Source organism: Vibrio sp. 10N.261.55.C5 (assembly GCF_041470505.1).
GTDB lineage: Bacteria > Pseudomonadota > Gammaproteobacteria > Enterobacterales > Vibrionaceae > Vibrio > Vibrio crassostreae_C.
Genome location: NZ_JBFRMS010000018.1, coordinates 80,604 through 104,323, shown reverse-complemented (window position 1 = coordinate 104,323; position 23,720 = coordinate 80,604). Strand labels below are relative to the sequence as shown.

Annotated in this window: 20 protein-coding genes; 12 read left to right on the top strand and 8 right to left on the bottom strand. The window is 44.0% G+C overall.

Going from position 1 to position 23,720, the window contains the following annotated elements; translation table 11 throughout:
• Positions 1–371 precede the first annotated feature (371 nt).
• Positions 372–791: a substrate-binding domain-containing protein gene (locus AB4263_RS09260; protein WP_371722282.1), complete on the top strand. Its 420-nt coding sequence runs from the start codon at positions 372–374 to the stop codon at positions 789–791.
• Positions 792–1,065: 274 nt separating this feature from the next.
• Here the strand turns inward: AB4263_RS09260 and AB4263_RS09255 are convergent, their stop codons facing one another.
• Positions 1,066–2,088, bottom strand: a complete 1,023-nt coding sequence (locus AB4263_RS09255; RefSeq protein WP_102332276.1) for a LacI family DNA-binding transcriptional regulator — start codon at positions 2,086–2,088, stop codon at positions 1,066–1,068.
• A 312-nt stretch (positions 2,089–2,400) separates the two neighbouring features.
• Here AB4263_RS09255 and AB4263_RS09250 point away from each other — a divergent pair, with 312 nt between their 5' ends.
• The 5 genes from AB4263_RS09250 (at position 2,401) to AB4263_RS09230 (ending at position 7,330) form a co-directional block, all read left to right on the top strand.
• Positions 2,401–2,709, top strand: a complete 309-nt coding sequence (locus AB4263_RS09250) for a PTS sugar transporter subunit IIB (protein ID WP_102332275.1) — start codon at positions 2,401–2,403, stop codon at positions 2,707–2,709.
• A gap of 13 nt (positions 2,710–2,722) precedes the next feature.
• Entirely contained in the window at positions 2,723–4,045 is a 1,323-nt protein-coding gene (locus AB4263_RS09245) for a PTS sugar transporter subunit IIC (protein ID WP_102332274.1), read from the top strand.
• 65 nt (positions 4,046–4,110) lie between these two features.
• Positions 4,111–4,416 (top strand): PTS lactose/cellobiose transporter subunit IIA, encoded by a 306-nt coding sequence (locus tag AB4263_RS09240; protein WP_102332273.1) that lies wholly within the window; start codon positions 4,111–4,113, stop codon positions 4,414–4,416.
• Between the two features lie 31 nt (positions 4,417–4,447).
• The gene (locus AB4263_RS09235; protein ID WP_102332272.1) at positions 4,448–5,851 is read left to right on the top strand and encodes a glycoside hydrolase family 1 protein; all 1,404 of its coding nucleotides are present in this window, start codon (positions 4,448–4,450) and stop codon (positions 5,849–5,851) included.
• A 57-nt stretch (positions 5,852–5,908) separates the two neighbouring features.
• The gene (locus AB4263_RS09230; RefSeq protein WP_372098105.1) at positions 5,909–7,330 is read left to right on the top strand and encodes a glycoside hydrolase family 1 protein; all 1,422 of its coding nucleotides are present in this window, start codon (positions 5,909–5,911) and stop codon (positions 7,328–7,330) included.
• A gap of 604 nt (positions 7,331–7,934) precedes the next feature.
• Here AB4263_RS09230 and AB4263_RS09225 read toward each other — a convergent pair.
• Complete coding sequence (locus AB4263_RS09225) at positions 7,935–9,572, bottom strand: ABC transporter ATP-binding protein (protein ID WP_372098104.1); 1,638 nt, start codon at positions 9,570–9,572, stop codon at positions 7,935–7,937.
• A gap of 12 nt (positions 9,573–9,584) precedes the next feature.
• Entirely contained in the window at positions 9,585–10,079 is a 495-nt protein-coding gene (locus AB4263_RS09220) for a hypothetical protein (protein WP_029235272.1), read from the bottom strand.
• Positions 10,080–10,319: 240 nt separating this feature from the next.
• Between AB4263_RS09220 and AB4263_RS09215 the strand changes: the two genes are divergently transcribed.
• Positions 10,320–12,680, top strand: coding sequence for a Lon protease family protein (locus AB4263_RS09215; protein ID WP_017061577.1), 2,361 nt, complete (start codon positions 10,320–10,322; stop codon positions 12,678–12,680).
• Between the two features lie 185 nt (positions 12,681–12,865).
• Here AB4263_RS09215 and AB4263_RS09210 read toward each other — a convergent pair whose 3' ends face one another.
• The gene (locus tag AB4263_RS09210) at positions 12,866–13,612 is read right to left on the bottom strand and encodes a flagellar brake protein (RefSeq protein WP_017065025.1); all 747 of its coding nucleotides are present in this window, start codon (positions 13,610–13,612) and stop codon (positions 12,866–12,868) included.
• Between the two features lie 274 nt (positions 13,613–13,886).
• Between AB4263_RS09210 and AB4263_RS09205 the strand changes: the two genes are divergently transcribed.
• From AB4263_RS09205 to AB4263_RS09195, 3 genes are read left to right on the top strand one after another with little or no spacing between them, the layout of a single operon-like run.
• Positions 13,887–14,171, top strand: a complete 285-nt coding sequence (locus AB4263_RS09205) for a GNAT family N-acetyltransferase (protein WP_004732803.1) — start codon at positions 13,887–13,889, stop codon at positions 14,169–14,171.
• An 11-nt stretch (positions 14,172–14,182) separates the two neighbouring features.
• Complete coding sequence (locus AB4263_RS09200; RefSeq protein ID WP_372098103.1) at positions 14,183–15,331, top strand: phosphotransferase; 1,149 nt, start codon at positions 14,183–14,185, stop codon at positions 15,329–15,331.
• The gene (locus AB4263_RS09195; protein ID WP_136974050.1) at positions 15,321–16,502 is read left to right on the top strand and encodes an MFS transporter; all 1,182 of its coding nucleotides are present in this window, start codon (positions 15,321–15,323) and stop codon (positions 16,500–16,502) included. The genes AB4263_RS09200 and AB4263_RS09195 overlap by 11 nt, the downstream gene beginning before the upstream one ends.
• Before the next feature lie 108 nt (positions 16,503–16,610).
• Here AB4263_RS09195 and AB4263_RS09190 read toward each other — a convergent pair whose 3' ends face one another.
• Together AB4263_RS09190 and AB4263_RS09185 are read right to left on the bottom strand one after the other, a co-directional pair.
• A complete protein-coding gene (locus tag AB4263_RS09190) occupies positions 16,611–17,525 on the bottom strand; it encodes a DMT family transporter (RefSeq protein WP_372098102.1) in 915 nt (304 codons plus the stop codon).
• A 332-nt stretch (positions 17,526–17,857) separates the two neighbouring features.
• The gene (locus tag AB4263_RS09185) at positions 17,858–18,751 is read right to left on the bottom strand and encodes a DMT family transporter (protein WP_017065021.1); all 894 of its coding nucleotides are present in this window, start codon (positions 18,749–18,751) and stop codon (positions 17,858–17,860) included.
• A gap of 123 nt (positions 18,752–18,874) precedes the next feature.
• On the opposite strand from AB4263_RS09185, the gene AB4263_RS09180 reads away from it, so the two are divergent.
• The gene (locus AB4263_RS09180) at positions 18,875–19,357 is read left to right on the top strand and encodes a MarR family winged helix-turn-helix transcriptional regulator (protein ID WP_136982344.1); all 483 of its coding nucleotides are present in this window, start codon (positions 18,875–18,877) and stop codon (positions 19,355–19,357) included.
• A gap of 99 nt (positions 19,358–19,456) precedes the next feature.
• Here AB4263_RS09180 and AB4263_RS09175 read toward each other — a convergent pair whose 3' ends face one another.
• Positions 19,457–19,897 carry a heme-binding protein gene (locus tag AB4263_RS09175; RefSeq protein ID WP_008220964.1) on the bottom strand — a complete coding sequence of 147 codons (441 nt, stop codon included), beginning with the start codon at positions 19,895–19,897 and terminating at the stop codon, positions 19,457–19,459.
• 101 nt (positions 19,898–19,998) lie between these two features.
• Positions 19,999–21,624: a malate synthase A gene (gene aceB, locus AB4263_RS09170; RefSeq protein ID WP_372098101.1), complete on the bottom strand. Its 1,626-nt coding sequence runs from the start codon at positions 21,622–21,624 to the stop codon at positions 19,999–20,001.
• Positions 21,625–21,937: 313 nt separating this feature from the next.
• On the opposite strand from aceB, the gene gcl reads away from it, so the two are divergent.
• On the top strand, positions 21,938–23,710 hold the full coding sequence (gene gcl / locus AB4263_RS09165) for a glyoxylate carboligase (RefSeq protein ID WP_102442607.1): 1,773 nt from the start codon (positions 21,938–21,940) through the stop codon (positions 23,708–23,710).
• Positions 23,711–23,720 lie beyond the last annotated feature (10 nt).

Here is a 23,720-nt window from a genome sequence, read left to right as displayed (position 1 = left end):
AATACTTGATTTTAGATAACTGGGTATTTAACTCAGACCAAAAAGCCTCAAAATCTGCCTTAGATTTTGAGGTTTTTCATATATATGAAAACCAATCAAATTCACACCTCGTTCTCTTTGCTTTTCGGCACCCTTTTACGTGATAGCCGCCACCATTACTGATGAAATGAAAGCGATTTCAAGCTGATATTTTACGCATTTTTCACTATAACCTGTTGATCTAAAATCAGTAGTTTTCGTCATGGATTTTCTAAAAGTTTCATGGCATTTAAGCTGATTTATCAGTGTGAACAGCGACCAACTTTTCAACTCTTTCATTGCTTAATATTTCCCTGTTCGATGAAAACTCAAAAAAATAATAGGGAAATACAATGCAAAAATTTAAGCTTTTGCCAATAACGGTCGCAGTGGCGGCATCGCTTGCTTCACTCTCTTCTTTTGCTGCTGATACTGATATCGAAGCATTAGAAAAACGAATTCAAGAGTTAGAATCTAGGGTTCACTTCTCCGCCTTGTTTACTGCTAACGACCAAACCGCTTACGGGGCGATTAAGGCGCTACACGATCACGGTTATAAAGTGCCAGAAGATGTGTCAGTGATTGGGTTTGATGACTTACCAACGTCGAAGTATTTCACACCCGCGTTAACAACATTAAGGCAGCCAATTGAAGAGATTGGTGAAGTGTGTGCTCAGTCGATCTTGAACTTGTTATCTGGCGAGCGACATGAAGCAAGGTTGCCTCCGATTGATTTAATTGTGAGAGAGTCGACCAAATCTTTGTATCGTTAATTTCAAGACAAGCATCAAGGTGGTGCGCCTGTGATGATTCGTACTGATGTCAATGCGAACCATGGTGCAGGAATACCGCTGAGTAAAGCTATCGATCTCACCGCTTATATTTGCGCGTTCATATTGTTCAATACGGGGCAGGTAAGCTAAAACACTTTTGCCCCAAAGTTTGCTACAACAATGGAAAAAGGACTGACGAGTCAGCCATCTTTAATGGTTCGTTTTGGGGCTGTTTTCCGAGGAGAGCTTTGTATGAATCACACACCTCAGGGTTTTAGAAACTTAACCAAGACTTATTCGCATGGAATGGGGTCACTGAATTTCGACTTATTAAATTTCCATTTAAGATTTTCGGTTCATATGGAACAGCTTCATCACGTAGCTTTAGCGCTAACTTAACAGCATTCTGTGCCATGAGTTCAATCGGTAAGTCTATGGTCGTTAATTCTGGGGTTGAAAACTCACCAAAAGGATCATTATCTATACCAATAACAGATACTTGACTTGGAACGTGAACCCCTTCTTCTGACAAAGCTTTAATCGCTCCTAAAGCCATATTATCGTTAAATGCGAGAATCGCCGTAAACTTCACATTTAACTTCAAGAGGTTGGTACACAGATCATATCCACTTCTTATATGGTAATCACCGGATAACACTAAAGATGGATTATAAGGCAATCTAGATGATTCTAAAGCTCGCTTATAACCTTCGATACGAGCTTTTCCTGTTGGGTTGTCTATTGGACCAGTTATGCATGCGATGCTCTTATGACCGCATGAAATCAAATGTTCCATTGCGGTCACGATAAGACTAGATTGATCAATGGATACTGAATGGTAATTCCCTGCCATAGAGGCACGGTTTAACACAACAAAAGGCACGGACAGTTGTGATTCTAACGTTTGTATATGCTCATCAGATAGGGTTCGGCTATAAAGCAAAATGGCATCAAATTGCCCTTCTAGTTGTCTAATTACTTCATATTCATGTTGAGGGTCATTCTTACCATCGATTACTGTTAGTGTTTTGCCTTCTGATTGAAGTTGAATTGAGATTTGCTGTAATAGTACACCCCACCTAGTACTGTCATAGTTAGACAGTACCAATGCCACTGTATCAGTTTTATTTGTCGCTAAAGCTTGAGCGGTCCGGTTTGGACGGTAACCCAACTGTTCCATCGCGGCGAAGACACTATCTTTTGTCGATTGTTTAACCTGACCTGTGCCGTTGATCACACGCGAGACTGTTGCTTTGGAGACTCCAGCAAGTTTGCTGACATCAACAATGGTACTCATTCTATTCCTTTCATCACTTACCCACGTTACGTTTGGATATTATTATAAGTTATTGTTTATATGGACCAATTATCAAAAAATAAAGTTATCCTACTGTCTACTAGAACATAGTAACCCCTAAATTCGAACCCGATTTCTTACCTAATGTGATGCCCGTCATCAATTGTAGCATTGAGTAACGATATTTTATGACATTTCTCACACAAGTGAAACCGGTTTCTGTAACCGGTTTCTGTAACCGGTTACATTTTTCTCGTACTCTACAACGCTTACTAGATTAAGTGATAAATTAATAAGAAAAGGAACTAAATCATGATCAACATTTTATTGTGCTGTGCTGCTGGTATGTCTACTAGCATGGTCGTAAACAAAATGAAGCAATCTGCGGCAGCGAAAGGGATTGAAGCGCATATTGAAGCTGTGGGATTAGATGAATTCGAGTCGAACCTTCCAAACTTCGATTGCGTTTTACTAGGTCCACAAATTAAATACAAACTCAATGATTTCAAAGAGATTGCTGATGCTGCTAACAAACCAATTTCTGTAATGAATCAAATGGATTACGGCATGATGAAAGGCGAAAAAATCCTTAACGATGCAATCACAATGCTAAATCAATAAGAGGGATATCACGATGAAAGCATTATTCGATTTTCTAGAAAACACCTTAACACCGATAGCAGGCCGACTGGCAACTCAAAAGCACGTGTGTGCAATTCGTGACGGCTTCATTGGCGCAATGCCCTTCATGATCGTGGGTTCTTTCTTGCTTGTGTTTGCTTTTCCTCCTTTTTCGGAAGATACCGCGTTTGCCTTAGGTCAATGGTGGATTTCAATGTCATCCACCTATTTTGATGAAATCATGACCCCTTTTAATATGAGTATGGGGATTATGTCATGTTATATCTCTGCTTGTATCGCGTATAACCTAGCAAATAGCTACAAGTTAGATGCCCTACCAACGGCAATGCTTTCATTGATGTCATTTCTTTTGATAGCAGCACCGATGAAAGATGGTGCTCTGTCTGCAACGTACCTTGGTGGCACTGGTATCTTTACTGCAATCATTGTTGCGATCTTTGTTACTGAACTGACTCGTTTCTTAAAAGTTCATAATATTGGCATTAAAATGCCGGAGCAGGTGCCTGATAAAATTCGTCAGTCATTTAACCTGCTGATCCCAACAATGATCGTGATAGTTACGATTTATCCACTAAACCTTCTAATTCAAAACAATTTCGATATGCTAATTCCAGGTGCAATTATGGCTCTATTCCAGCCATTGGTATCAGCATCTGACACATTGCCGGCGATTTTACTTGCTGTACTTGTTGCACATACTCTATGGTTTGCTGGTATTCATGGTTCAGCAATCGTTTCTGGCATCATGGCACCCTTCTGGCTTTACAACCTAGGTGTAAACCAAGAAGCTCTTGCTGCAGGAATGGAACTGCCTCAAGTGTTTATTGAACCATTCTGGTCGTTCTTTATTGTATTAGGCGGCTCTGGTGCAACATTCTCATTAGTTCTACTTTACCTGAGAAGTAAATCTGCTCACCTTAAAACAATCGGTCGTCTTGGTGTAGTTCCTGCAATGTTCAACATCAATGAACCTGTAATCTTTGGTTCACCAATCGTTATGAACCCTATTATGTTCATTCCATTTGTCGGCGCTCCAATGATCAACGCTATCATCGCTTACTTCGCGACGAGTATGGACTGGATTGGCAAAATGGTTTCACTGGTTCCTTGGACGGCACCAGCACCAATAGGTGCAGCTTGGGGAGCTGGATGGCAGCTAAACAATGCTGTATTGGTGTTCATTCTAATTGGTGTAAATCTGGTTGTTTACTACCCATTCTTCAAAATTTACGAAAAACAGTTGCTTGCAGAAGAGCAGCCTCAAGACACAAATTCTACTCAAGATAACAAATCTAGTGAACAAAGCTTCGCGTAACATTCATCCAACTCAATAGAGTGGGTACTACCACTCTATTCATCAAAAATATTGAGGATATCCACATGGAACTAGAATCAACCGTAATGGAATTGATCATCAATGCTGGCGAGTCAAAAAGCCTAGCAATGCAAGCGCTACAGAATGCAAAGAAAGGTGAATGGGCAGAAGTTGACTCATTACTAACACAATCTACTGAGGCATCAAAGCGTGCTCACAAGGTTCAAACTGAGCTCATTGGAATGGATGAAGGTGAAGGAAAAGTGCCAGTGAACCTAATCATGGTTCACGCTCAAGACCACATTATGACTGCAATGCTTGCTCGTGAGTTGATTGAAGAGCTAATCAACCTACACCGTAAAATTCAATAAAATAACAACAGATTAAAATAAAGAGATAAACATGAAACCTAAGAATCTAACTCCTTTCCCTACCGATTTCTTTTGGGGCGCGTCAACCTCAGCTTACCAAGTTGAAGGCGCTTGGAACGAAGACGGTAAAGGACCATCAGTTATCGATATGGCTCCAATTGTCGAGGGTACAACAGATTTTAAAGTTACCAGTGACCACTACCACCACTACAAAGAAGACGTAGCACTATTTGCAGAGCTAGGCTTGAAAGCATACCGCTTCTCTGTGGCTTGGACGCGTATCTTCCCTAATGGTGACGGTGAAATTAACCAGAAAGGCGTGGAGTTTTACAGCAACTTAATCGACGAACTGATCAAGCACAATATTGAGCCTATCCTAACGATTTATCACTTTGATTTACCATACGCTTTACAACAAAAAGGCGGGTGGTCAAATCGTGACACTGTTGATGCGTTTGCACTGTACTCTAAAACACTATTCGAGCTGTACGGTGACCGTGTTAAGTACTGGCTAACAATTAATGAACAAAATATGATGATCTTGCACGGTGATGCCATTGGTACCAAGAGTGTTAGCGGTGAGAACCCGGTGAAAGATCTATACCAACAAAACCACCACATGTTGCTAGCACAAGCCAAAGCTATGGTACTTTGTCACGATATGCTTCCTCAAGCTAAAATTGGTCCAGCGCCAAATATTTCAACGATTTACCCTGCATCTTCAAAACCAGAAGATGTTCTTGCAGCGAACACGTTCTCGGCAATTCGTAACTGGCTATACCTAGATATGGCAGTTTATGGTCGCTACAACCCAACAGCGATGCGATTCTTAAAAGAACGTGATGCAACACCAGAAATTGCAGACGGCGATATGGACATTATGGCTCAAGCTAAGCCTGACTTTATCGCCTTTAACTACTACAACTCGCAAACCGTTGCTGAAAGTACTGGTGATGAGAGCGACATCAACTCAACTGGCGACCAACAAATCACGATTGGAGAAGTCGGTGCTTACCGTGGTACTGAGAACCCGAACCTAGTGAAAAACGAGTTTGGTTGGGAGATTGACCCTGTTGGTTTCCGTACCACAATGCGTGAAATTTACGAGCGTTATGCTCTACCTCTTATTGTGACTGAGAACGGTCTAGGTGCTTTTGATACCGTCGAAGCTGACGGTTCAATTGATGATAGCTACCGCATCGAATATCTACAGCAACATATTGACCAAGTTCAGCTTGCTATCACTGATGGTGTTGAGGTCTTCGGTTACAGTCCTTGGTCTGCAATTGACCTAGTCAGTACTCACCAAGGTTGTGCTAAACGTTATGGTTTTATTCATGTTGACCGTGAAGAGTTTGACCTAAAAGAGATGAAACGTTCTAAAAAGGCAAGCTTCCATTGGTACAACGCTCTTATCTCTAAACACACTGCATAACCAGTCTGAATGCTTGGAGCCTACGCTCCAAGCATTCAATTAAACTAGGAAAAGACTATGAAATTCTCCAACAGTTTTCTGTTTGGCGCAGCCACTGCCGCTTATCAAATAGAAGGCGCAATCGATAAAGACGGTAAGGGCCCGAGTAACTGGGATGAATTCGTTAAAATCTCAGGCAAAACCTTTGAAAATACAACGGGTGAATTAGCTGTAGATCACTACCACCGTTATAAAGAAGACATTAGACTCATGGCAGAAATGGGGCTAGAGTCATACCGTTTTTCTATCGCTTGGCCTCGAATTATTCCTAACGGTACTGGTGAGGTGAATCAAAAAGGCATCGATTTCTACAACAACATTATTGATGAATGCTTACATTACGGCATTGTACCATTTGTGACTTTATACCATTGGGATTTACCATTGGAGCTAGAGAAACAAGGCGGCTGGACGAATAAAGCAACCATTGATGCGTTTGTTAACTATGCCAAAGTTTGTTTTGAAGCATTTGGGGACCGTGTTAAACACTTCATAACCTTCAATGAAACCGTTGTTTTCTGTGGTCATGGTTACCTTGCTGGCGCCCATCCACCAGGTATTAAGGATGAGCCTAAGCTCTACTTTCAAGCCACTCATAATGTATTTTCAGCACATGCGAAAGCAGTACTCGCATACAAAGAGCTAAATCAATATGGGGATATCGGCTTAAGCCACGTATTCTCTCCTGCTTTTTCAGTGGACGATAGCATCGACAACAAATGGGCAGAGCGTCACGCAAATCAATTGGGCATCAACTGGTACTATGACCCTATCTTGAAAGGTCACTACCCTGACTATGTTTTGAAGATTCTTGAAGAGCGTGGCTGGATGCCTGAAATACTTGAGGAAGAAAGACTCGCATTAACCCAAGCTGCTCCACTCAACGATTTTATTGGTTTGAACTACTATCAACCCGTACGAGTAGAAAGAATTCTAGGCCAAGCAGAACACGTTGAGCATTCACGAGAAAATGCCACAGGTGCTCCTGGCAACCCAAGCTTTGATGGTGAATACCGCAGCGTATCAATGAAAGATAAGCGTTACACCAAGTGGGGTTGGGAGATTTCACCGGAAGGCTTTGTTGATGGTTTGAGACTACTCAAAGACTATTATGGTGATGTCACTATGTACATCACTGAAAATGGCCTCGGTGATGAAGACCCAATCATTGAGGGAGAGATATGCGACATTCCTCGAATTAACTTCATTAATGACCATTTAGTGGCTGTAAAAAAAGCCATTGATGAAGGTGTGAACATTCAAGGTTATTATGCATGGTCTGCAATTGACTTACTCAGTTGGCTGAATGGCTATAAAAAGCAATATGGCTTCATTTATGTAGACCATCAAAACAACCTAGACAGAAAGAAAAAAGCTTCTTTCCATTGGTATAAGGACATTATAGCGAATCGAGGGGAAAGCCTTAAATACCCCGCTTAAAATCAAGCGAGCTATTGCAAAAAATGTCAATAGCTCGTTTTTGACCAAAAAGTAAAATCATTAATATTATGACTTCGAGCGCTTTCATAAAAGCAAAGAATAAAAAAAGACTGAACGTGAGAAAGTGTTGGCCGGTGAACTCTATAACCCGGTAGATGATGAGTTAAGTAAAAAGACGTCGTAGGTGCAGAAAAATAGAACGTCAACTTAACAACACAATGATAGGTGCTCCAGAGTAGAGGAATTCAATTGATGAACTTAGTCATCTTTGTGGCTTTTTAGCTAACTTATTGATTGCTAGGTTAACAATGTTACTAAAACACTTTTGTCCAAAAACGAGTTGAACTAAGCCGCTCTTCGACTATGACGACTACCAGCGAACTCTGTTTAAAGTCCGTTAATTTTAGCAAACCTTCATAATCACTGGTTCGAATCACTGGCGCGAATCACTGAGTTGATTTTTCATATACGCCAGAAACGAAAAATGTCGCATCCATGCGACATTTCTCTTTTGGCGGCCAAACCAGTTTTGCTATATCCATTCTAGATTTCAATCCATTAGGAGATTATTCAGAATGTAATTATAAGACGCTGTTAATGTTGATTAGTTCCCTTTATGCGGCATTTTTTTCGATTTATCTTCTAAGTCGAATGACGCAGCGATTAATTTCTTGGTGTAGTTGTTTTTCGGCGCATTGAAAATCTCTTCTGCAGACCCTTCTTCCATTACTTCGCCCTTCTGCATCACCAGTACGCGATCCGACAGTGCTTTCACTACCGAGAGAGCGTGGCTGATGAATAGGAAGCCGATATTGTGCTTGGCTTGAATGTCTTTCAGCAGGTCAATCACGGTCAGTTGTACTGAGCGATCGAGTGCTGAAGTCGGTTCATCCAGCAAAATGAAAGAGGGCTCTAGAATCAGTGCGCGAGCAATCGCGATACGTTGTCTTTGCCCGCCAGAGAACTCATGTGGATAACGGTTTATTGAATTCGGCTCTAAGCGAACTTCAATCAATGCTTTGCGCGCTCTTTCTAAACGTTCTTGCTTGGATAGATGAGGTTGATGCACCGTTAAGCCTTCGGTGATGATTTCCCCAACTGTCATGCGTGGTGATAAAGAACCATAAGGATCTTGGAACACCATTTGGACATCTTTCTTGAGCTTGTGACGCTCTTTATCATTTAATAAGCTAACGTCTTGGCCTTTGTAAACAATACGTCCGGTACTCGGCAGCAAGCCGATTAATGCACGTCCAAGGGTTGATTTACCGGAACCAGACTCGCCCACAATGCCCAAGGTTTCGCCCTGTTTCAGTTTCAACGAAATGCCTTTTACGGCTTCGAAGTACTGGCTTTTACTCTTGATGAAGTGTGATTTAACCAAGAATTGAACTCGGATGTCGTCAGCACACAATAGCTCCGGGGCTGTCGCCTCAACAGGAACCTTAGCGCCTTTCGGAATAGAGTTAATCAGCATCCGTGTGTAATCGTGCTTAGGGTTATCGAACAGCTCTTGTGTTTGCCCTTCTTCAACCAATTCCCCTTTACACATGACGAGTACACGGTCGGCAAAGTGTTTCACGACGCCTAGGTCATGGGTGATGAACAAAATCGCCATCCCCATTTTGCCTTGAATCTCTTTGATAAGAGAAAGTACTTCCGCCTGAACAGTCACATCCAATGCAGTGGTGGGTTCATCGGCAATTAGAATATCCGGTTCATTGATCAGTGCCATTGCGATCATGATGCGCTGTAACTGACCACCCGAAAATTCATGCGGGTACTTGGTGTAAGCCTGCTCTGGCATTGGTAAATGAACCAGGTTGAAGAGCTCTAGTACGCGCTTTTTTGCTTTTGATTTCGATACATTACGATGACACATAATGGCTTCTGCCACTTGAATGCCAACACGAAGGTAAGGATTGAGAGAGGTCATCGGCTCCTGAAATATCATGCCGATTCTATCGCCACGAATCGACTGCATTTCTCGCTCAGTTTTTCCAAGAATCGATTGTCCCTCAAACTCGATGTCTGATTGCTGATCAATAATCGCGTTATCTGGCAGCAAACGCATCAGCGCGTTGGAAGAGACGGATTTCCCTGAACCTGATTCACCAACAATGGCCAAGGTTTCGCTTGAGTTAAGGGTAAAGTTAACCTTTTTGACCGCATCAATGATTCCATCATTGGTTGTGAAGCTAACGGAGAGGTTATTGACTTTAAGTATGGCCCGGTCCGACATGATATATCCTTATCAATTTAAGACATTAGGTGAAGATTGAACTTCTGACGTTGTTTTAAGTTGCCCAAAATGGTGATGAGCACGTTGAATTTGTTCTAGTTCGAGCATCCAATGCGAACTACGCTGAGCGCTGCAAAAAGCGATCAGGTGATTGAGCAAATCTTCGCTCTGCTTTTCTAATAACCCAAAGGTACGTTGAATCAGCTCAGTGTTCTCCAGAGAGATAAATTGCATCAGAGCGTAAGATTGATTCAAGGTATCGAAGGCTTGTTGGTGCTGACCTAATCGGTTGAGTATCTCTGATTGAGCGACGCTCGCGTCTCTCAACCCGGCAAGCAGGCAGGCAAATTGGCAAGGCTTAATATCACTTTGGTATGCTGCATCTTGGATGTGATGAGGAAGTGAGGTTAGAACATCACCATACAGGCGCTGTGCTTCAGGCCAGTGACCTTGTTCCATTAACTGCTCAGCTTTTAGGTAGTGCATCCAGCATCGTTCAATTTCCATATCCACATCCTCAATTTATAATATCCGAAAATGGTAATGATATTTATTATCAATTGCAAATTAAAATCATTCACATGTTAAGTTGGTGAATTAAATAACGAGCTATTCCTAAAAATGGCTTAAATTGTGTGTTATTTGTTCAGTTGAACAGCTGTGTAGCGTAAGTCACTAAATTTGTAGGAAATTACATCTACACTGATTTTATCTACACCCAAGTAATGAAGGACTAAGGAGGCGGCGATGGCGATGCAAAGACTCAATACAGAACAGCTGTATCAGGTAGCGGATTTAGACAAGCTACCATGTAAGTCGACCAAAGAACTGGCTCCAATTGACGAAATCGTCGGGCAGGAACGGGCACAAAAAGCCGTTGAGTTCGCGATGTCAATCAAGGAAAAGGGTTACAACATTTATGCGATAGGGCGAAATGGTCTGGGTAAACGCACCATGATCTTGCGCTATCTGAACCGTCACCCTCAAGAAGTGCAGGAGCTTTTTGATTGGTGTTATATCGCGAACTTTGAAGATATTCGTACACCTAAGGTACTGAAGTTGCCGCGTGGCGTTGGCAGTAGCTTGAAGCAAGATATTGAAAAATTGATGCGTAAACTGCTGAAAGGTATGCCTCTAGCGTTTGATAACGAGATGTACTTTAGCCGTGCTGACAGGCTTAAAAACCAATTAGCAGCTAAGCAACAAGCCGCGTTAGAAAGCATTAGCCAAGAAGCGAAAGACAAGGGCATTAACCTGACGATCACCACTCAGGGTGATTACCAGTTTGTGGCCATGAATGGTGATGATCTTCATACCGAAGAGAGCTTCGATCTGCTTTCGCCGGAAGAACAAGATCAATTTGATAAAACCATTGATGGATTGGAAGTCGGCCTACGAACCATTTCTCGTGAGTTGACGGAGCTTGAAGAGACGTATACTGAGAAAATTCAAAAGCTGAATGATGATACGGCGCGAGACGTGATCACTCACTTCATCAAGCAATTGAAGAAGGATTACAGCCAATATCCAGACATCAAAAAGTACCTAACGGCACTGCGTAAAGACATTGTCGACAACGCTGACATCTTCTTAGAAGAGAGCACGGAGCAAGCAGAAGTTGCAACGGCTTCTTTGGATAAGAAAATGCCGCGTCGCTACAAGGTTAATGTGATTGTGAGCCAAAAGGAGGAGACTCTGCCGATCGTGGTGGAAGAGAATCCAAATTATCACTCTCTGTTTGGCTATGTAGAAACGGCAACGTTCAAGGGCACCGTATTTACTGACTTCTCATTGATTCGCGCAGGTAGCTTACACAGAGCCAACGGCGGCGTATTGCTGATGGACGCAGTGAAGGTACTTGAGCAGCCCTACGTTTGGGAAGGTTTGAAGCGAGCACTGCGTTCACGTCAATTGAGCTTCACTTCATTAGAAAAAGAGGTGACCTTAACGGGGGCGGTATCGCTTGATCCTGAACCGATTCCATTGGACGTTAAGATCATCCTGTTTGGCGATTACCGAACTTACCAACTGCTGCAACACTACGATGCAGAGTTTGGTGAACTGTTCCGTGTGACAGCCGATTTTGAAGATGAGATGAAGCGTACTCCCGATTCTGAAATGCATTACGCGCGCTTTATTTCGAGCATCGTGCACGACAACAACATGCTGCATTGTGACCGCAAAGCGATTGCTCGCATCATTGAGCACAGCTCTCGTCAGGCCGGTGACCAAGGTAAATTGTCTCTTCACTCGGCACACATAGCTAATCTGCTTCGTGAATCAAATTACGTGGCGAGAGGCTCAAAATCGAACCTGATTCGTGCAACGCACGTTGACCAAGCGTTATCTAACCAACAGATGCGTGTCGGACGACTGCAAGACAGCGTGATGGAAACCTTCACTAACGGCACAACGCTAATCCATGTTGATGGTCAAGCGGTTGGGCAAGTGAATGCGCTGTCTGTACTCAGCACGACGGATCATATGTTTGGTGCGCCGAACCGAATCACGGCAACCACCGCTTACGGTGATGGTGAAGTGATTGATATTGAAAGAAACGTAGACCTAGGTGGCAGTATTCACTCAAAAGGCGTGATGATCTTGTCGGCTTACCTTTCTTCCGTATTTGGTAAGACAGCCAAAGTCCCGCTCACCACTAACATCACCTTCGAGCAATCGTATGGTGGCGTCGATGGTGACAGTGCGAGTATGGCCGAGTTCTGTGCGGTTGTATCAGCGTTCTCTAAGCAACCAAACCGTCAAGATATCGCAATTACAGGCTCGATGAACCAGTTTGGTGAGTCTCAGCCAATTGGTGGTGTGAACGAGAAAATTGAAGGTTTCTTTGATGTGTGTGAAATCAAAGGGCGTTCAAACGAACAAGGGGTGATCATCCCACGTTCAAATGTTCACAACCTGATGCTGCGTAGCGATATTGTGAAAGCGGTTGAAAAGGGCGAGTTTAATATCTGGGCGATTGACCATGTAACAGAGGCGATTGAGCTGTTTACAGGTAAAGCCGCAGGTGAGGCAAGTGATGAGGGTAGTTATCCAATTGATACTATCTTTGGTATCGCCCAAGCTAAACTGAACGCACTGCGCAAATAGTTTGAATATCTAGATACAAACTATTTGCTAAATAGATAGCTAAACAAATAAACAAACAGCCAAAACGCAAAAGCCATCGATTCTAGAGTCGATGGCTTTTTTGTTGGTTGAGGTTTAGTTTGCCAGTGAGCTATTTGTATTTGGTCAGCTTACGGTATTCGGTGAAAGTTGCGTGTTAAATGGTGTTAACCGTTTCGCAAGCATAGCTTGGTGCCATCGAACTTCAGTTTTGCCAATAAGTGTTTGGCGTTAGCTCTGCCAATATCATCAAATTCGACACCGTATCGAGCGTAGTGCGTCGATTTCTGTAAATTACAGACGATGCCTCGCAATGGCGGAATCAGTGGTCCGTTGTAGTTCTCAGGGGTTATCTCAATAGACACGCGATCGGCAATCTGAATCGCACGAGAGGTTGGTGAGGTAACGAAACGACAACCACTTTTCGATAAATCTCGTATCTCACAGTTTGCTCGCTGGTCGTTGAAGATGATTCTTGAAGCCAGATTCACTTCATAGCGTGTTTCTTTACGTAGCTGTGTCACTTGCATCGTGCTTGGTGTAGACAGCACTAGAATAGGGAAGGGTTCACCAATCTTATGGTGAATTTGGCTTCTAAAGTGGATAAGCGCGCCTTCACCTCGTAGAGAATACGCACGAGCGGTCATCCAAAAACCTTCTTGAAAGAAAAAGTTCAGATCTTCATTGGATACCTCGGGAACCTCAACCACAATACAGTTATCACTGTGCGTTCCGATAAACTTGGTGGTGGCGAGAAACTTCGTGCCAACGGGAGTCGAGACATTTAATGTCAGCTCACTGCCGTGCTCAATCATGGCCAGTGCATCAGTGCTATTGATAGTGGAAACGGTGCGATTACGAGGGTCTTGAAGTGCCTGATTATGCTCCAAAGGCTTCTTCAGGGGTGCGTTCATTATATGTTCTCCATGCGCCAACATGCGTCTGTTAGTTATACTGGTAACTTGCTAACAAGGGGTTATTACGTGCTAGATTTAGTAGGTGTACTAACGCAATTTATAGAGTGCTTTTAATTGGTTTGAATTTTATTTATAACCACACGCTATAATAATATTTTCTTTGATTGTAAGTACTTAGTTTTATTTATATGCACTTGCGCTAGTCTATTACAAGGAACTCATACTTCAAACTTTTATTGTTTGTCGTATCAATTATTTGCAGGAGTTGAGAATGCAGGCAGTAAAATGGGATCAAGAAGTGAACCAGATCACGGTAGAGTTAGAACCCAACCAGTTCGCGGTCGTTAAGTATCAAAAGGACGGAGATGTACTACATATCACGTCGACACGCATTCCTGATGAACTGCAAGGCAAGGGCTTTGGGAAGGTGATGATGGAGTCGGTATTGCCTGAAATTGAACAAGCGGGCTTCAAAATTGTGCCGGTTTGTAGCTATGTGGTTCACTACATGAATAGGCAGCCACAGTGGTCACACCTTCTATCCGATAAAGCATAACAACGAGTAATATGTCTCAATCAATATCGTCGAATAATCGAGCTCAACCTGAAGCGGGTTCAAGTCAAAATCAGCCAGAGCTTTATCAACAAGAGTTTTATCAAAATGAGCTTTATCAAAAAATAGCGACCTCGCTGGGTTGTCATGAAGGGTTTGATGTCCAAGTGATTCAACGCCTATGGGGTGGATATGGCGAGTTAGTTCGCTTAGTCTTTTCTCAAGAAAGCAGTGCGGAACTCAAGAGTGTGATTGTTAAACATGTCGCGTTGCCAGATAAAGCTGAACACCCAAAGGGTTGGAATACCAAACTCTCTCACCAACGAAAGGTACACTCTTACCAAGTGGAAACAGCTTGGTATCAGTCATTCACCCAACAATGGGACGAGCGCTGCCCTGTACCTGTTGGGCTGCAATGTGAACTAGAAGAGAATGAGTGGCTGATAGTGATGCAAGACTTAGCGGATATTGGCTTCCCGTTGATCTCTCAGTTTGATGTGCTTGCTGCTTCTGACTATCAGGCATCTAGTTACACAAGAGAAGAGCAAAAACAACGCGATGCTTGCCTTAAATGGCTCGCTAACTTTCACGCAAAGCATATCAATATCAATCAAGAGCAGTTGTCATCATTGTGGCAAGTCGGTACTTATTGGCATCTAGATACACGTCCTGATGAGCTCAATGCCTTGGCTGATTTACCATTGAAGAATCAAGCCAAGCACATCGACCGTTTACTCAAAGAGTGTCCATATCAAACCTTAGTCCATGGCGATGCCAAGCTCGCCAATTTTTGTTTTGATTCTGAAAGCGAGCGAGCAGCTGCGGTCGATTTCCAATATGTGGGTTACGGCTGTGCGATGAAAGACGTCGCCTTGTTCATGAGCAGCGCGATTAGGCCACAAGATTGCGCAGAGCTTGAATCAGAAGTACTAGATGCTTACTTCCACTACTTGAAAGAGGCATTGGCGTACTATCAGCCACACCTTTCATTTGATGAGGTAGAAGCAGCATGGCGACCAATGCTTTACGTGGCGTGGGCCGATTTCCAACGTTTCGTAAAAGGCTGGAGCCCAGAGCATTGGAAGATTAACCCTTATACTGAGCAGTTGACCTTACGAGTGCTCACTCAATTAGACGAACAGGAGTCCGTCAATGTTCGATAGAACCGCGAGCTGGAAAACGCCGCAAAACTTCTTATTACTGATTTCGATTGTTGTCCCTATCGCGTTTTCGAGCTGGATGGCTCTGCTTAATAACTTCGTGATTGAGAAAGCGAACTTTGATGGCGCCGATATTGGTTTGTTGCAAAGTGTTCGTGAGATCCCAGGCTTCTTAGCGTTTACCGTGGTGTTTGTTTTAGCCTTCATTCGAGAGCAACGCTTTATGTTGATATCGCTGGCGATGCTGACCGTGGGCACGGCGATAACCGGTTTATTCCCTTCACTCACAGGCTTGTTGCTGACTACGGTTTTGATGTCGACGGGTTTTCACTATTTTGAAACGCTGAAGCAGTCTCTGTCACTGCAATGGTTGAGTAAAGAAGAAGCGCCCGAGATGCTGGGTAAAATGATCTCCGTTGGCGCGTTGGCATCCTTAATCACTTACGGATCTATCTGGGTGATGCTAGAACAGCTGAAGCTCGACTTTGCTTGGGTGTACGGCATTACTGGCGGCATTGGTTTTATTCTGGTTTTGGTGATGACCTTTGGCTTCCCTGAGTTTCAGACCAAAACGCCACAGAATAAGAAGTTGGTACTGCGGAAGCGTTACTGGCTCTACTACGCGCTAACGTTTATGAGCGGTGCGAGAAGACAAATCTTCACTGTGTTTGCAGGCTTCTTGATGGTAGAGAAGTTTGGTTACTCGGCTGCCGACGTCACATTGTTGTTCTTGGTTAATTACCTATTTAACTTCTTGTTTGCGAAGCGCATTGGTCGATTTATCGGTGTGGTTGGCGAGCGTAAAGCGTTGATCTTCGAGTATGTTGGCTTGATTGGTGTGTTTGTCGGTTATGGTTTGGTGCAAAGCGCGGAATGGGCGGCGGCACTTTACGTGATCGATCACCTGTTCTTTGCATTGGCGCTGGCGATCAAAACTTACTTCCAGAAAATCGCAGACCCGGCAGACATGGCATCAACTGCTGGTGTCTCTTTCACCATCAACCATATTGCCGCGGTTGTTATTCCGGTCGTGTTTGGTGTGATTTGGTTGTCGTCCCCTGCAACGGTTTTCTACATCGGTGCTGCGATGGCGGCGGTTTCTTTGGCGTTGTCTTTAAACATTCCTAAGACACCTGAAGAAGGCAATGAAGTGCGAATGTTTAGCTGGCGCTAATGTTGGTCTCGATATTATGAAATAAACAAAAAGCTCCAATAGTGATATTGGAGCTTTTTGTTTATGTGGGATATGTATATCTAATCCGCAAAATAGGTTTCACGCGGATCAGTTTCTTACGGTTTTTAATTCGGTACGCAGCTTGAAGATTCCCTTTGGTGCTTTGGTCAGTAAGATGCCGCAAAGTAGAGGAATCATCATTACAAGTGACTGTTCAGATAGAACCTCACCATTGATGTAGCAAGAGATCAGCAGCGCAACCACTGGGAAGATTAGGAAGCAGATAGACGCTTGGAAAGGGGTCGAAACCTGTCCTAATTTGAAGTAAGCCACAACGCCGCCAACACTCGCGACAAAGCCTAGGTAAACCACGGCTGAGATTGAATCCCCAGTGAAGGATTCAACATTCACGTTTTCACCTATAGCTGAAACAGCGAACAAGAATAGAGCTGCAATTAGGCTCGGTACGGCGTTGTAGGTTAGTACTTCAATGCCTTTGCAGTGCTTTTGAACCAGCACATACATCACTGCGTGAATCGCAACAGCAAGGCCTAAGCAAACCGTGCCAATTAGGTAGTCATCGCCACCCATCTGCATTTCATTACCAAGGATTAGACATAGGCTCACAACAGCAGCGATCAACCCGAATATCTGGTGCTTCGCTAGTCGTAGACCTAAGAATAAGCCAGACATCAACATCACAGCCACAGGCATGTTGGCGAAGATGATCGACGCTAAACCTGAAGAGATGTATTGCTCGCCATAGATCATCAACGTAAACGGAATCGCGAAATACATCAACGCAACAATAAGCAGCCATTGGCGCTTACCTTTAGGGAACAGCAGTGGTTGGTTGAAGACTTTCGCCAATACTGCAAGCAGAGGTGCTGCAAGTAAAAAGCGCAACGCAGTAGCAAAAATAGGTGGGATAGAATGCAATGCTACTTCCATAGCGAACCAAGTGGTTCCCCAAATTAAGCAAACAGAGACAAAAAGCAAAATAGTTAGCGACTTCGAATTCATGGTGACTACTCATTAATAATTATTTTAAATCATAGGCTTGTAGCGCCTTAATGACGTGGCACAGTATAGAAAGGTAGTCGGAGAAAAGTTTTGTCTTTTTATCTCTAATTTGAGTTTTTTGTGGAAATTAAATCTCTAGTATGATTATTTTATAGAAAATAAATTCGCTTTAGATAGTTAAAGTAAAGTCATTGTTCTTTGTGAGGTTTAATTTAACTTAAGGAATGGTCAACTCAACGAGTATGGCTGTTGGGTTATTGCTGTTAGCGTAGCAACAAAAAACGCGCCCTCAATGAGGCGCGTTTTTGAACAATACGTTTAAGAGGCTGCGTCTACTGCGTAACAGGCTTAACTTGTTTGGGTTGTCTTACCGCAAGGATAAGTTGTGGTAGCAGTGACATCACTATCATGCCGGTCATTAGTGAGTATTGTACTGCAGTGAATGATTCACCCATTAACACCATGCCTGTCACGATGCCAGCCACTGGGTTTGCGATTCCACCGAAGGTGAAATCAACCACCGACATACGTTGTAGCAACCACACATACATGCCGTAACCCAGCGCTGTGTTTAGGCCAATCACCCACACGAGTCCCATAGCATTACGAGTATCGAAATGAGTCACGGCATTAACATAAGGCTGCGGATCGATGAATGCATGAACGCCAGACGCGACAGACAAAATCGTACCACCCAGAATCAACTGCCACGTTAATACCTTCCACCAGTGCATGCGGTTACCCAGTGACTTGGTAATGCTGCTGCCGATGACAATACACATTATTGCGGCGAACATTGCGCCTAAACCGATTGGGTTCAGAGCAATTTGGCTTGGGTTAAACAGTATCCACGCTAAGGTGATCAAGCCAATACCCGAAAGGGCTTGAATCAGATGCGGGCGCTGTTTTTTCACTACCCAGTGGAAGATCATCGCGAACACCGGCACGGAGATCATGCCCACGCCAGAGATTGCCGAAGGCAGCGTTAGCGCCATCACGAAGATCAAGCCAAAGAAGGTCGCGATATTGATAAGGCCCAGTGTGAAAATGATTTGCCACTCGCCTTTTTTAGGCAGTGTTGGTTTTACTGCTAGCAATAACAAACCAGCAGGTAACGCACGCAAAGCACCCAATAATAATGGTGGCCACTCCTGTAGCGTAAATTGCGTCACTGCATAGGTTGTTCCCCAAAAGAACGCGGGGATCATTGCTAATAATATGTTCATTTAAAATATCTTTACGTTAAGATAACTATTGTGTGAACTGTATACTGAGAACTAGTGGTTGTAAAGTATCTTTATGTTAAACTAGTTTGAAGTAATCAGACTAACAACGGAGCGAGATTGCAAATGGATGCTATCGACCGCGTAGTAGAGCAATGGGCAAAGGAAAAGCCCGAACTAGATACTGAGCCTATGGCAATGATGGGTCGGATTATGCGTATTGCCAAGTATATGGAGACGCAAGTTGCCGAGCTTCATAAAAAATACGACATGAAGCTGGGTGAGTTTGATGTGCTGGCGACGTTGCGACGTTCTGGGAAGCCTTACCGACTGACGCCATCTGAACTGATTGGATCCATGATGCTGACATCTGGCGCGATGACCAATCGCCTTGATAAGCTAGAAGCCAAAGGGCTGATCAGTCGTGAACACAGCAAAGAAGACAGACGCAGCGTGAGTGTCCAGTTAACTAAAGATGGTCTTATTCTGATTGACCAAATGATGACTGAGCATGTTGAAACGCAGAAGAAGCTTGTGAAATCTCTGTCTGCGAGTCAGAAGAAGAACACCAACCAACTTCTGAAAACATGGTTGAGCGCGTACGAGTAGTTTTTCTGATCTTCCTTTAGATTCAATAAAAAACCGAAGCTTAATCGCTTCGGTTTTTTTGTGCTTGTTTAAGAACTTCAAGTACAGCGAATTGGCGAGTTAAGCTTGCAGCATCTCGTCACTGAACAGTTCTGCACAACCAATGCCGTTGATGGCGCAACTTTCGTCGATGTCTGAGATGTCACCGCTGACCCCAATCGCACCAAGTACCGTTTTATCCTTATCTCGAATCAGTAGGCCCCCTGGCACTGGCACCATGTTTCCGTGTGCGAGTACGTTTACGGCGGAGATAAATGCTGGTCGATTATCAGCATCTTGGGCGAGTTTTCTAGAGGAACAACCCAGTGCGAGTGCTCCCCACGCTTTAGCAATCGCGATGTCTGGTCGCATCATGCTAGAGCCGTCTTGACGTTGCAGAGAAATCAGCTTGCCACCGCTGTCTAAGACGGCGACCGTCAAAGGTTCTGTGTGGATTTTGTTTCCTGCTTTTAAGGTGCCATCAATGATGGTTAACGCTTGTTGTAGAGTCAAACTTCCCATGTTATCTCCTAGTTTTTCAAGGGGCCGTGTACCAAGCTAAGTCAGCCAATCATTACGCTTGTTGTGAATATCATCGACTGATTCAGCTCGGTACAAGAGTCCTAACTGGACTCTTGTAATAGCCCATAGCTGGGTAAAGTTAGGAAGGCAGCGAACTCTTTGGCTGTAGAAAGTTGATAGAAAAGATCAGCTGTCTCTTCAAATCGACCTGCTGAATAGCGCGAGTCTCCGACTTCATGTTTTATCGTGTCTAACTCCTGGTAAAGCCAAGAGTGGAATAGTTGCTTGGTAAAGGTTTGGCCGTCATCAAGCATGACGCCGTGGTGGATCCATTGCCAAATATTGGCTCTTGAGATCTCTGCGGTGGCGGCATCTTCCATTAGCCCGTAGATAGGCACACAACCGTAGCCTTGAATCCAAGCTTCGATGTAATACAGCGCGATGCGTATATTCTTGCGTACTCCTACTTCGTCGCGACTGCCCTCACAAGGCTTTAGCAACGAGTCTGCATTGATCACATGCTCTGGGCTTTGGAAATCCATTTGGTTTACTTTGCCATCTAAGTGCTTATCAAAGATCGACATTGCCAAATCAACCAGTGCAGGGTGTGCGACCCATGTGCCATCATGTCCGTTCTGAGATTCTCTTTGTTTATCTTCGATAACCTTGGCGTTTACACGTGCCATTTCTTGCGGGTCTTTTGCTGGAATAAAGGCTGACATCCCACCCATTGCTAATGCGCCACGAGCGTGACAAGTGCGCACCAACAGTTGGCTATAGGCGTTGAGGAATTCTTGATCCATGCCGATCCCGTGGCGGTCTGGCAAGATGCGGTCTTTATGGTTTTTCAGCGTTTTGATGTAGCTGAAGATGTAATCCCAACGGCCACAGTTCATCGCTACGATATGATCACGCATGGCGTATAAGATCTCTTCCATTTGGAATACGGCTGGCAGAGTTTCAATCAACACGGTCGCACGAATGGTGCCTTTGGGTACGTGGAAATAGTTTTCGGTGAAGCTGAAAATATCGTCCCACCACTGTGCTTCTTCCATGCTCTCAAGCTTGGGAATGTAGTAGTAAACACCTAAGCCTTGTTTTGCACGTGACTGATAGTTATGGAAAAAGTACAAAGCGAAGTCCATCAAGCAACCGCCGATAGGCTGATTGTTGAATTGAATGGACTGCTCTGGCAAGTGAATGCCTCGTGGGCGGGCAATCAGCAGTGCAGGATCGTTGTTTAACTGGTAACTCTTCTGCTTTTTCTCATCGAAGTAACTAATGGTTCCAAGGTTGGCATCTCTTAGGTTGATTTGCCCTTCGACCATATTGGCCCAAGTCGGGGAAGACGCATCCTCAAAGCAACACATGAAGACTTTCGCGCCTGAGTTTAGCGCGTTGATCACCATCTTTCTTTCGATAGGGCCGGTGATCTCTACGCGGCGATCGAGTAGCTCTGTTGGAGGTGTTGCCACTTTCCACTCTTTATTCTGACGAATGGAAATGGTGTCTTTTCTGAAATTGGGTAGCTCACCCTCGTCATATTGAGCTTGTTTTGTGTCGCGGTCACTTAGCAGGGCATGACGGCGATCTCCAAATTTATTGACGAGAGCTTCTAAGAATTTTAATGCATCTTTAGACAAGATCTCTTTGTACTCGGAGTTGTCCATATTCCCGAGTACCTGCATACACTGTACTTCTTCTCTCTCTTTTACGTCATTCATCATTGTTGTCTCCTTTGAACAATACGATGTAACTTTGTATACAAAATGCTCTTTTTAAGGATATTTATATTGTAGAAATTGTAAACAAGCAAACGGTATTTAACATTTATTTATCATTTGGTCTTTTTGTAATTTATTTTTACATAAAGATATTTTATGTAAAGCAATGAATTGTAAGCTTTTCAGGATGAGTGTGTACTTAATGTGATGGGTTGATGTAACAAAATTGTTTCATTTTGGGGTTGATAAATAGCGAGGATGGTTCATAGTACACAAAAGTTAGTTTAATTGTATACAATCTGAACTGGAGGTTCGAATGGCAATTATGAAAGCGATTGAAGCAGCGGTAGAGGTGCTTAAACGTGAAGGTGTAGACATCGCATTTGGTGTTCCCGGCGCAGCAATTAACCCTATGTATGCGGCTATGAAAAAGCTCGGAGGAATCGACCACGTCTTAGCTCGTCACGTAGAGGGTGCATCCCATATGGCTGAAGGGTACACGCGTACTAATCAAGGCAATATAGGTGTGTGTATTGGTACTTCTGGTCCTGCGGGAACGGACATGATCACGGGTCTTTATTCTGCGACTGCAGATTCGATTCCAATTCTATGCATCACCGGCCAAGCGCCACGTGCTCGTCTTCACAAAGAAGATTTTCAAGCGGTCGATATTGAATCTATCGCTAAACCAGTGACTAAGTGGGCGACTACGGTGCTGGAACCTGCACAAGTGCCACGCGCATTCCAAAAAGCCTTTCATTTAATGCGTTCGGGTCGCCCGGGTCCAATCCTGATTGATCTACCGATTGATGTTCAGCTGGCTGAGATTGAGTTTGATATCGATACCTATGAACCGCTAGAACCTTATAAGCCACAAGCAACCCGCGCGCAGGTTGAGAAAGCATTAACCATGATGTCTCAATCGGAAAAACCGCTGATTGTATCGGGTGGTGGCGTGATTAATGCTGGCGCGTCCGAATTGTTGCAACAGTTTGCCGAGATCACTGGAGTTCCTGTGATTCCAACCTTGATGGGTTGGGGCTCGATCCCAGATGATCATGAATTAATGGCAGGCATGGTAGGGCTACAAACGTCTCACCGTTACGGCAACGAAACCATGCTCAACTCTGACTTTGTGTTTGGTGTCGGTAACCGCTGGGCAAACCGTCATACCGGCTCTGTCGATGTTTACACTGAAGGCCGAAAGTTTGTTCACGTTGATATTGAACCAACCCAAATCGGCCGCGTGTTCTGCCCAGATTTAGGCATTGTCTCTGATGCCAAGGCAGCGCTGGAGTTAATGGTTGAAGTGGCGCAAGAGTGGCGTGACGCTGGCAAACTGCCGAACCGAAATGCTTGGGCAAGTGAGTGTCAGGAACGCAAGTCGACCATGCTGCGTAAAACCAATTTCGATGAAGCGCCAATGAAACCGATGCGTGTTTATGAAGAGATGAACAAGGCATTTGGTCGTGACACTTGTTATGTGAGCACCATTGGTTTGTCGCAAATTGCTGCCGCTCAGTTCCTGCATGTTTATAAGCCTCGTAACTGGATCAACTGTGGTCAAGCAGGCCCATTGGGTTGGACAACACCTGCTGCATTAGGCGTACGAGCGGCCGATCCTGACCGCGATATTGTCGCTATCTCTGGTGATTATGATTTCCAATTCATGATTGAAGAGCTGGCGGTAGGTGCGCAGTTCAACTTGCCATACATTCATGTGTTGGTGAACAACTCATACCTAGGATTGATTCGCCAAGCGCAGCGCCAATTTGATATCGACTATTGTGTACAACTGGCGTTCGATAACCAGAATGCACCAGAGCTTGAAGGCTACGGTGTTGACCATGTTGCCGTTGTTGAAGGCCTAGGTTGTAAGGCAATTCGAGTTCGTGAACCAGAGCAAATTGCGGCAGCGTTTGAGCAAGCCAAAGAGCTGATGAACAAGCACAAGGTGCCAGTGGTCGTTGAGCTGATTCTTGAGCGAGTAACCAACATTGCGATGGGCGTAGAGATCAATGCCATCAACGAATTTGAGCCACTTGCCGAAAGCCGCGGCGATGCCCCAACAGCGTTAGCGTACAAGTAATCATTAAGTA

Coding starts and splice junctions, on each gene's coding strand:
- AB4263_RS09235 (WP_102332272.1), top strand. CDS start 4,448: ATGAAACCTAAGAATCTAACTCCTTTCCCTACCGATTTCTTTTGGGGC.
- AB4263_RS09185 (WP_017065021.1), bottom strand. CDS start 18,751: ATGAACATATTATTAGCAATGATCCCCGCGTTCTTTTGGGGAACAACC.
- AB4263_RS09175 (WP_008220964.1), bottom strand. CDS start 19,897: ATGGGAAGTTTGACTCTACAACAAGCGTTAACCATCATTGATGGCACC.
- AB4263_RS09240 (WP_102332273.1), top strand. CDS start 4,111: ATGGAACTAGAATCAACCGTAATGGAATTGATCATCAATGCTGGCGAG.
- AB4263_RS09200 (WP_372098103.1), top strand. CDS start 14,183: ATGTCTCAATCAATATCGTCGAATAATCGAGCTCAACCTGAAGCGGGT.
- AB4263_RS09190 (WP_372098102.1), bottom strand. CDS start 17,525: ATGAATTCGAAGTCGCTAACTATTTTGCTTTTTGTCTCTGTTTGCTTA.
- AB4263_RS09210 (WP_017065025.1), bottom strand. CDS start 13,612: ATGAACGCACCCCTGAAGAAGCCTTTGGAGCATAATCAGGCACTTCAA.
- aceB (WP_372098101.1), bottom strand. CDS start 21,624: ATGATGAATGACGTAAAAGAGAGAGAAGAAGTACAGTGTATGCAGGTA.
- gcl (WP_102442607.1), top strand. CDS start 21,938: ATGGCAATTATGAAAGCGATTGAAGCAGCGGTAGAGGTGCTTAAACGT.
- AB4263_RS09180 (WP_136982344.1), top strand. CDS start 18,875: ATGGATGCTATCGACCGCGTAGTAGAGCAATGGGCAAAGGAAAAGCCC.
- AB4263_RS09215 (WP_017061577.1), top strand. CDS start 10,320: ATGGCGATGCAAAGACTCAATACAGAACAGCTGTATCAGGTAGCGGAT.
- AB4263_RS09255 (WP_102332276.1), bottom strand. CDS start 2,088: ATGAGTACCATTGTTGATGTCAGCAAACTTGCTGGAGTCTCCAAAGCA.
- AB4263_RS09225 (WP_372098104.1), bottom strand. CDS start 9,572: ATGTCGGACCGGGCCATACTTAAAGTCAATAACCTCTCCGTTAGCTTC.
- AB4263_RS09220 (WP_029235272.1), bottom strand. CDS start 10,079: ATGGAAATTGAACGATGCTGGATGCACTACCTAAAAGCTGAGCAGTTA.
- AB4263_RS09195 (WP_136974050.1), top strand. CDS start 15,321: ATGTTCGATAGAACCGCGAGCTGGAAAACGCCGCAAAACTTCTTATTA.
- AB4263_RS09250 (WP_102332275.1), top strand. CDS start 2,401: ATGATCAACATTTTATTGTGCTGTGCTGCTGGTATGTCTACTAGCATG.
- AB4263_RS09205 (WP_004732803.1), top strand. CDS start 13,887: ATGCAGGCAGTAAAATGGGATCAAGAAGTGAACCAGATCACGGTAGAG.
- AB4263_RS09245 (WP_102332274.1), top strand. CDS start 2,723: ATGAAAGCATTATTCGATTTTCTAGAAAACACCTTAACACCGATAGCA.
- AB4263_RS09230 (WP_372098105.1), top strand. CDS start 5,909: ATGAAATTCTCCAACAGTTTTCTGTTTGGCGCAGCCACTGCCGCTTAT.
- AB4263_RS09260 (WP_371722282.1), top strand. CDS start 372: ATGCAAAAATTTAAGCTTTTGCCAATAACGGTCGCAGTGGCGGCATCG.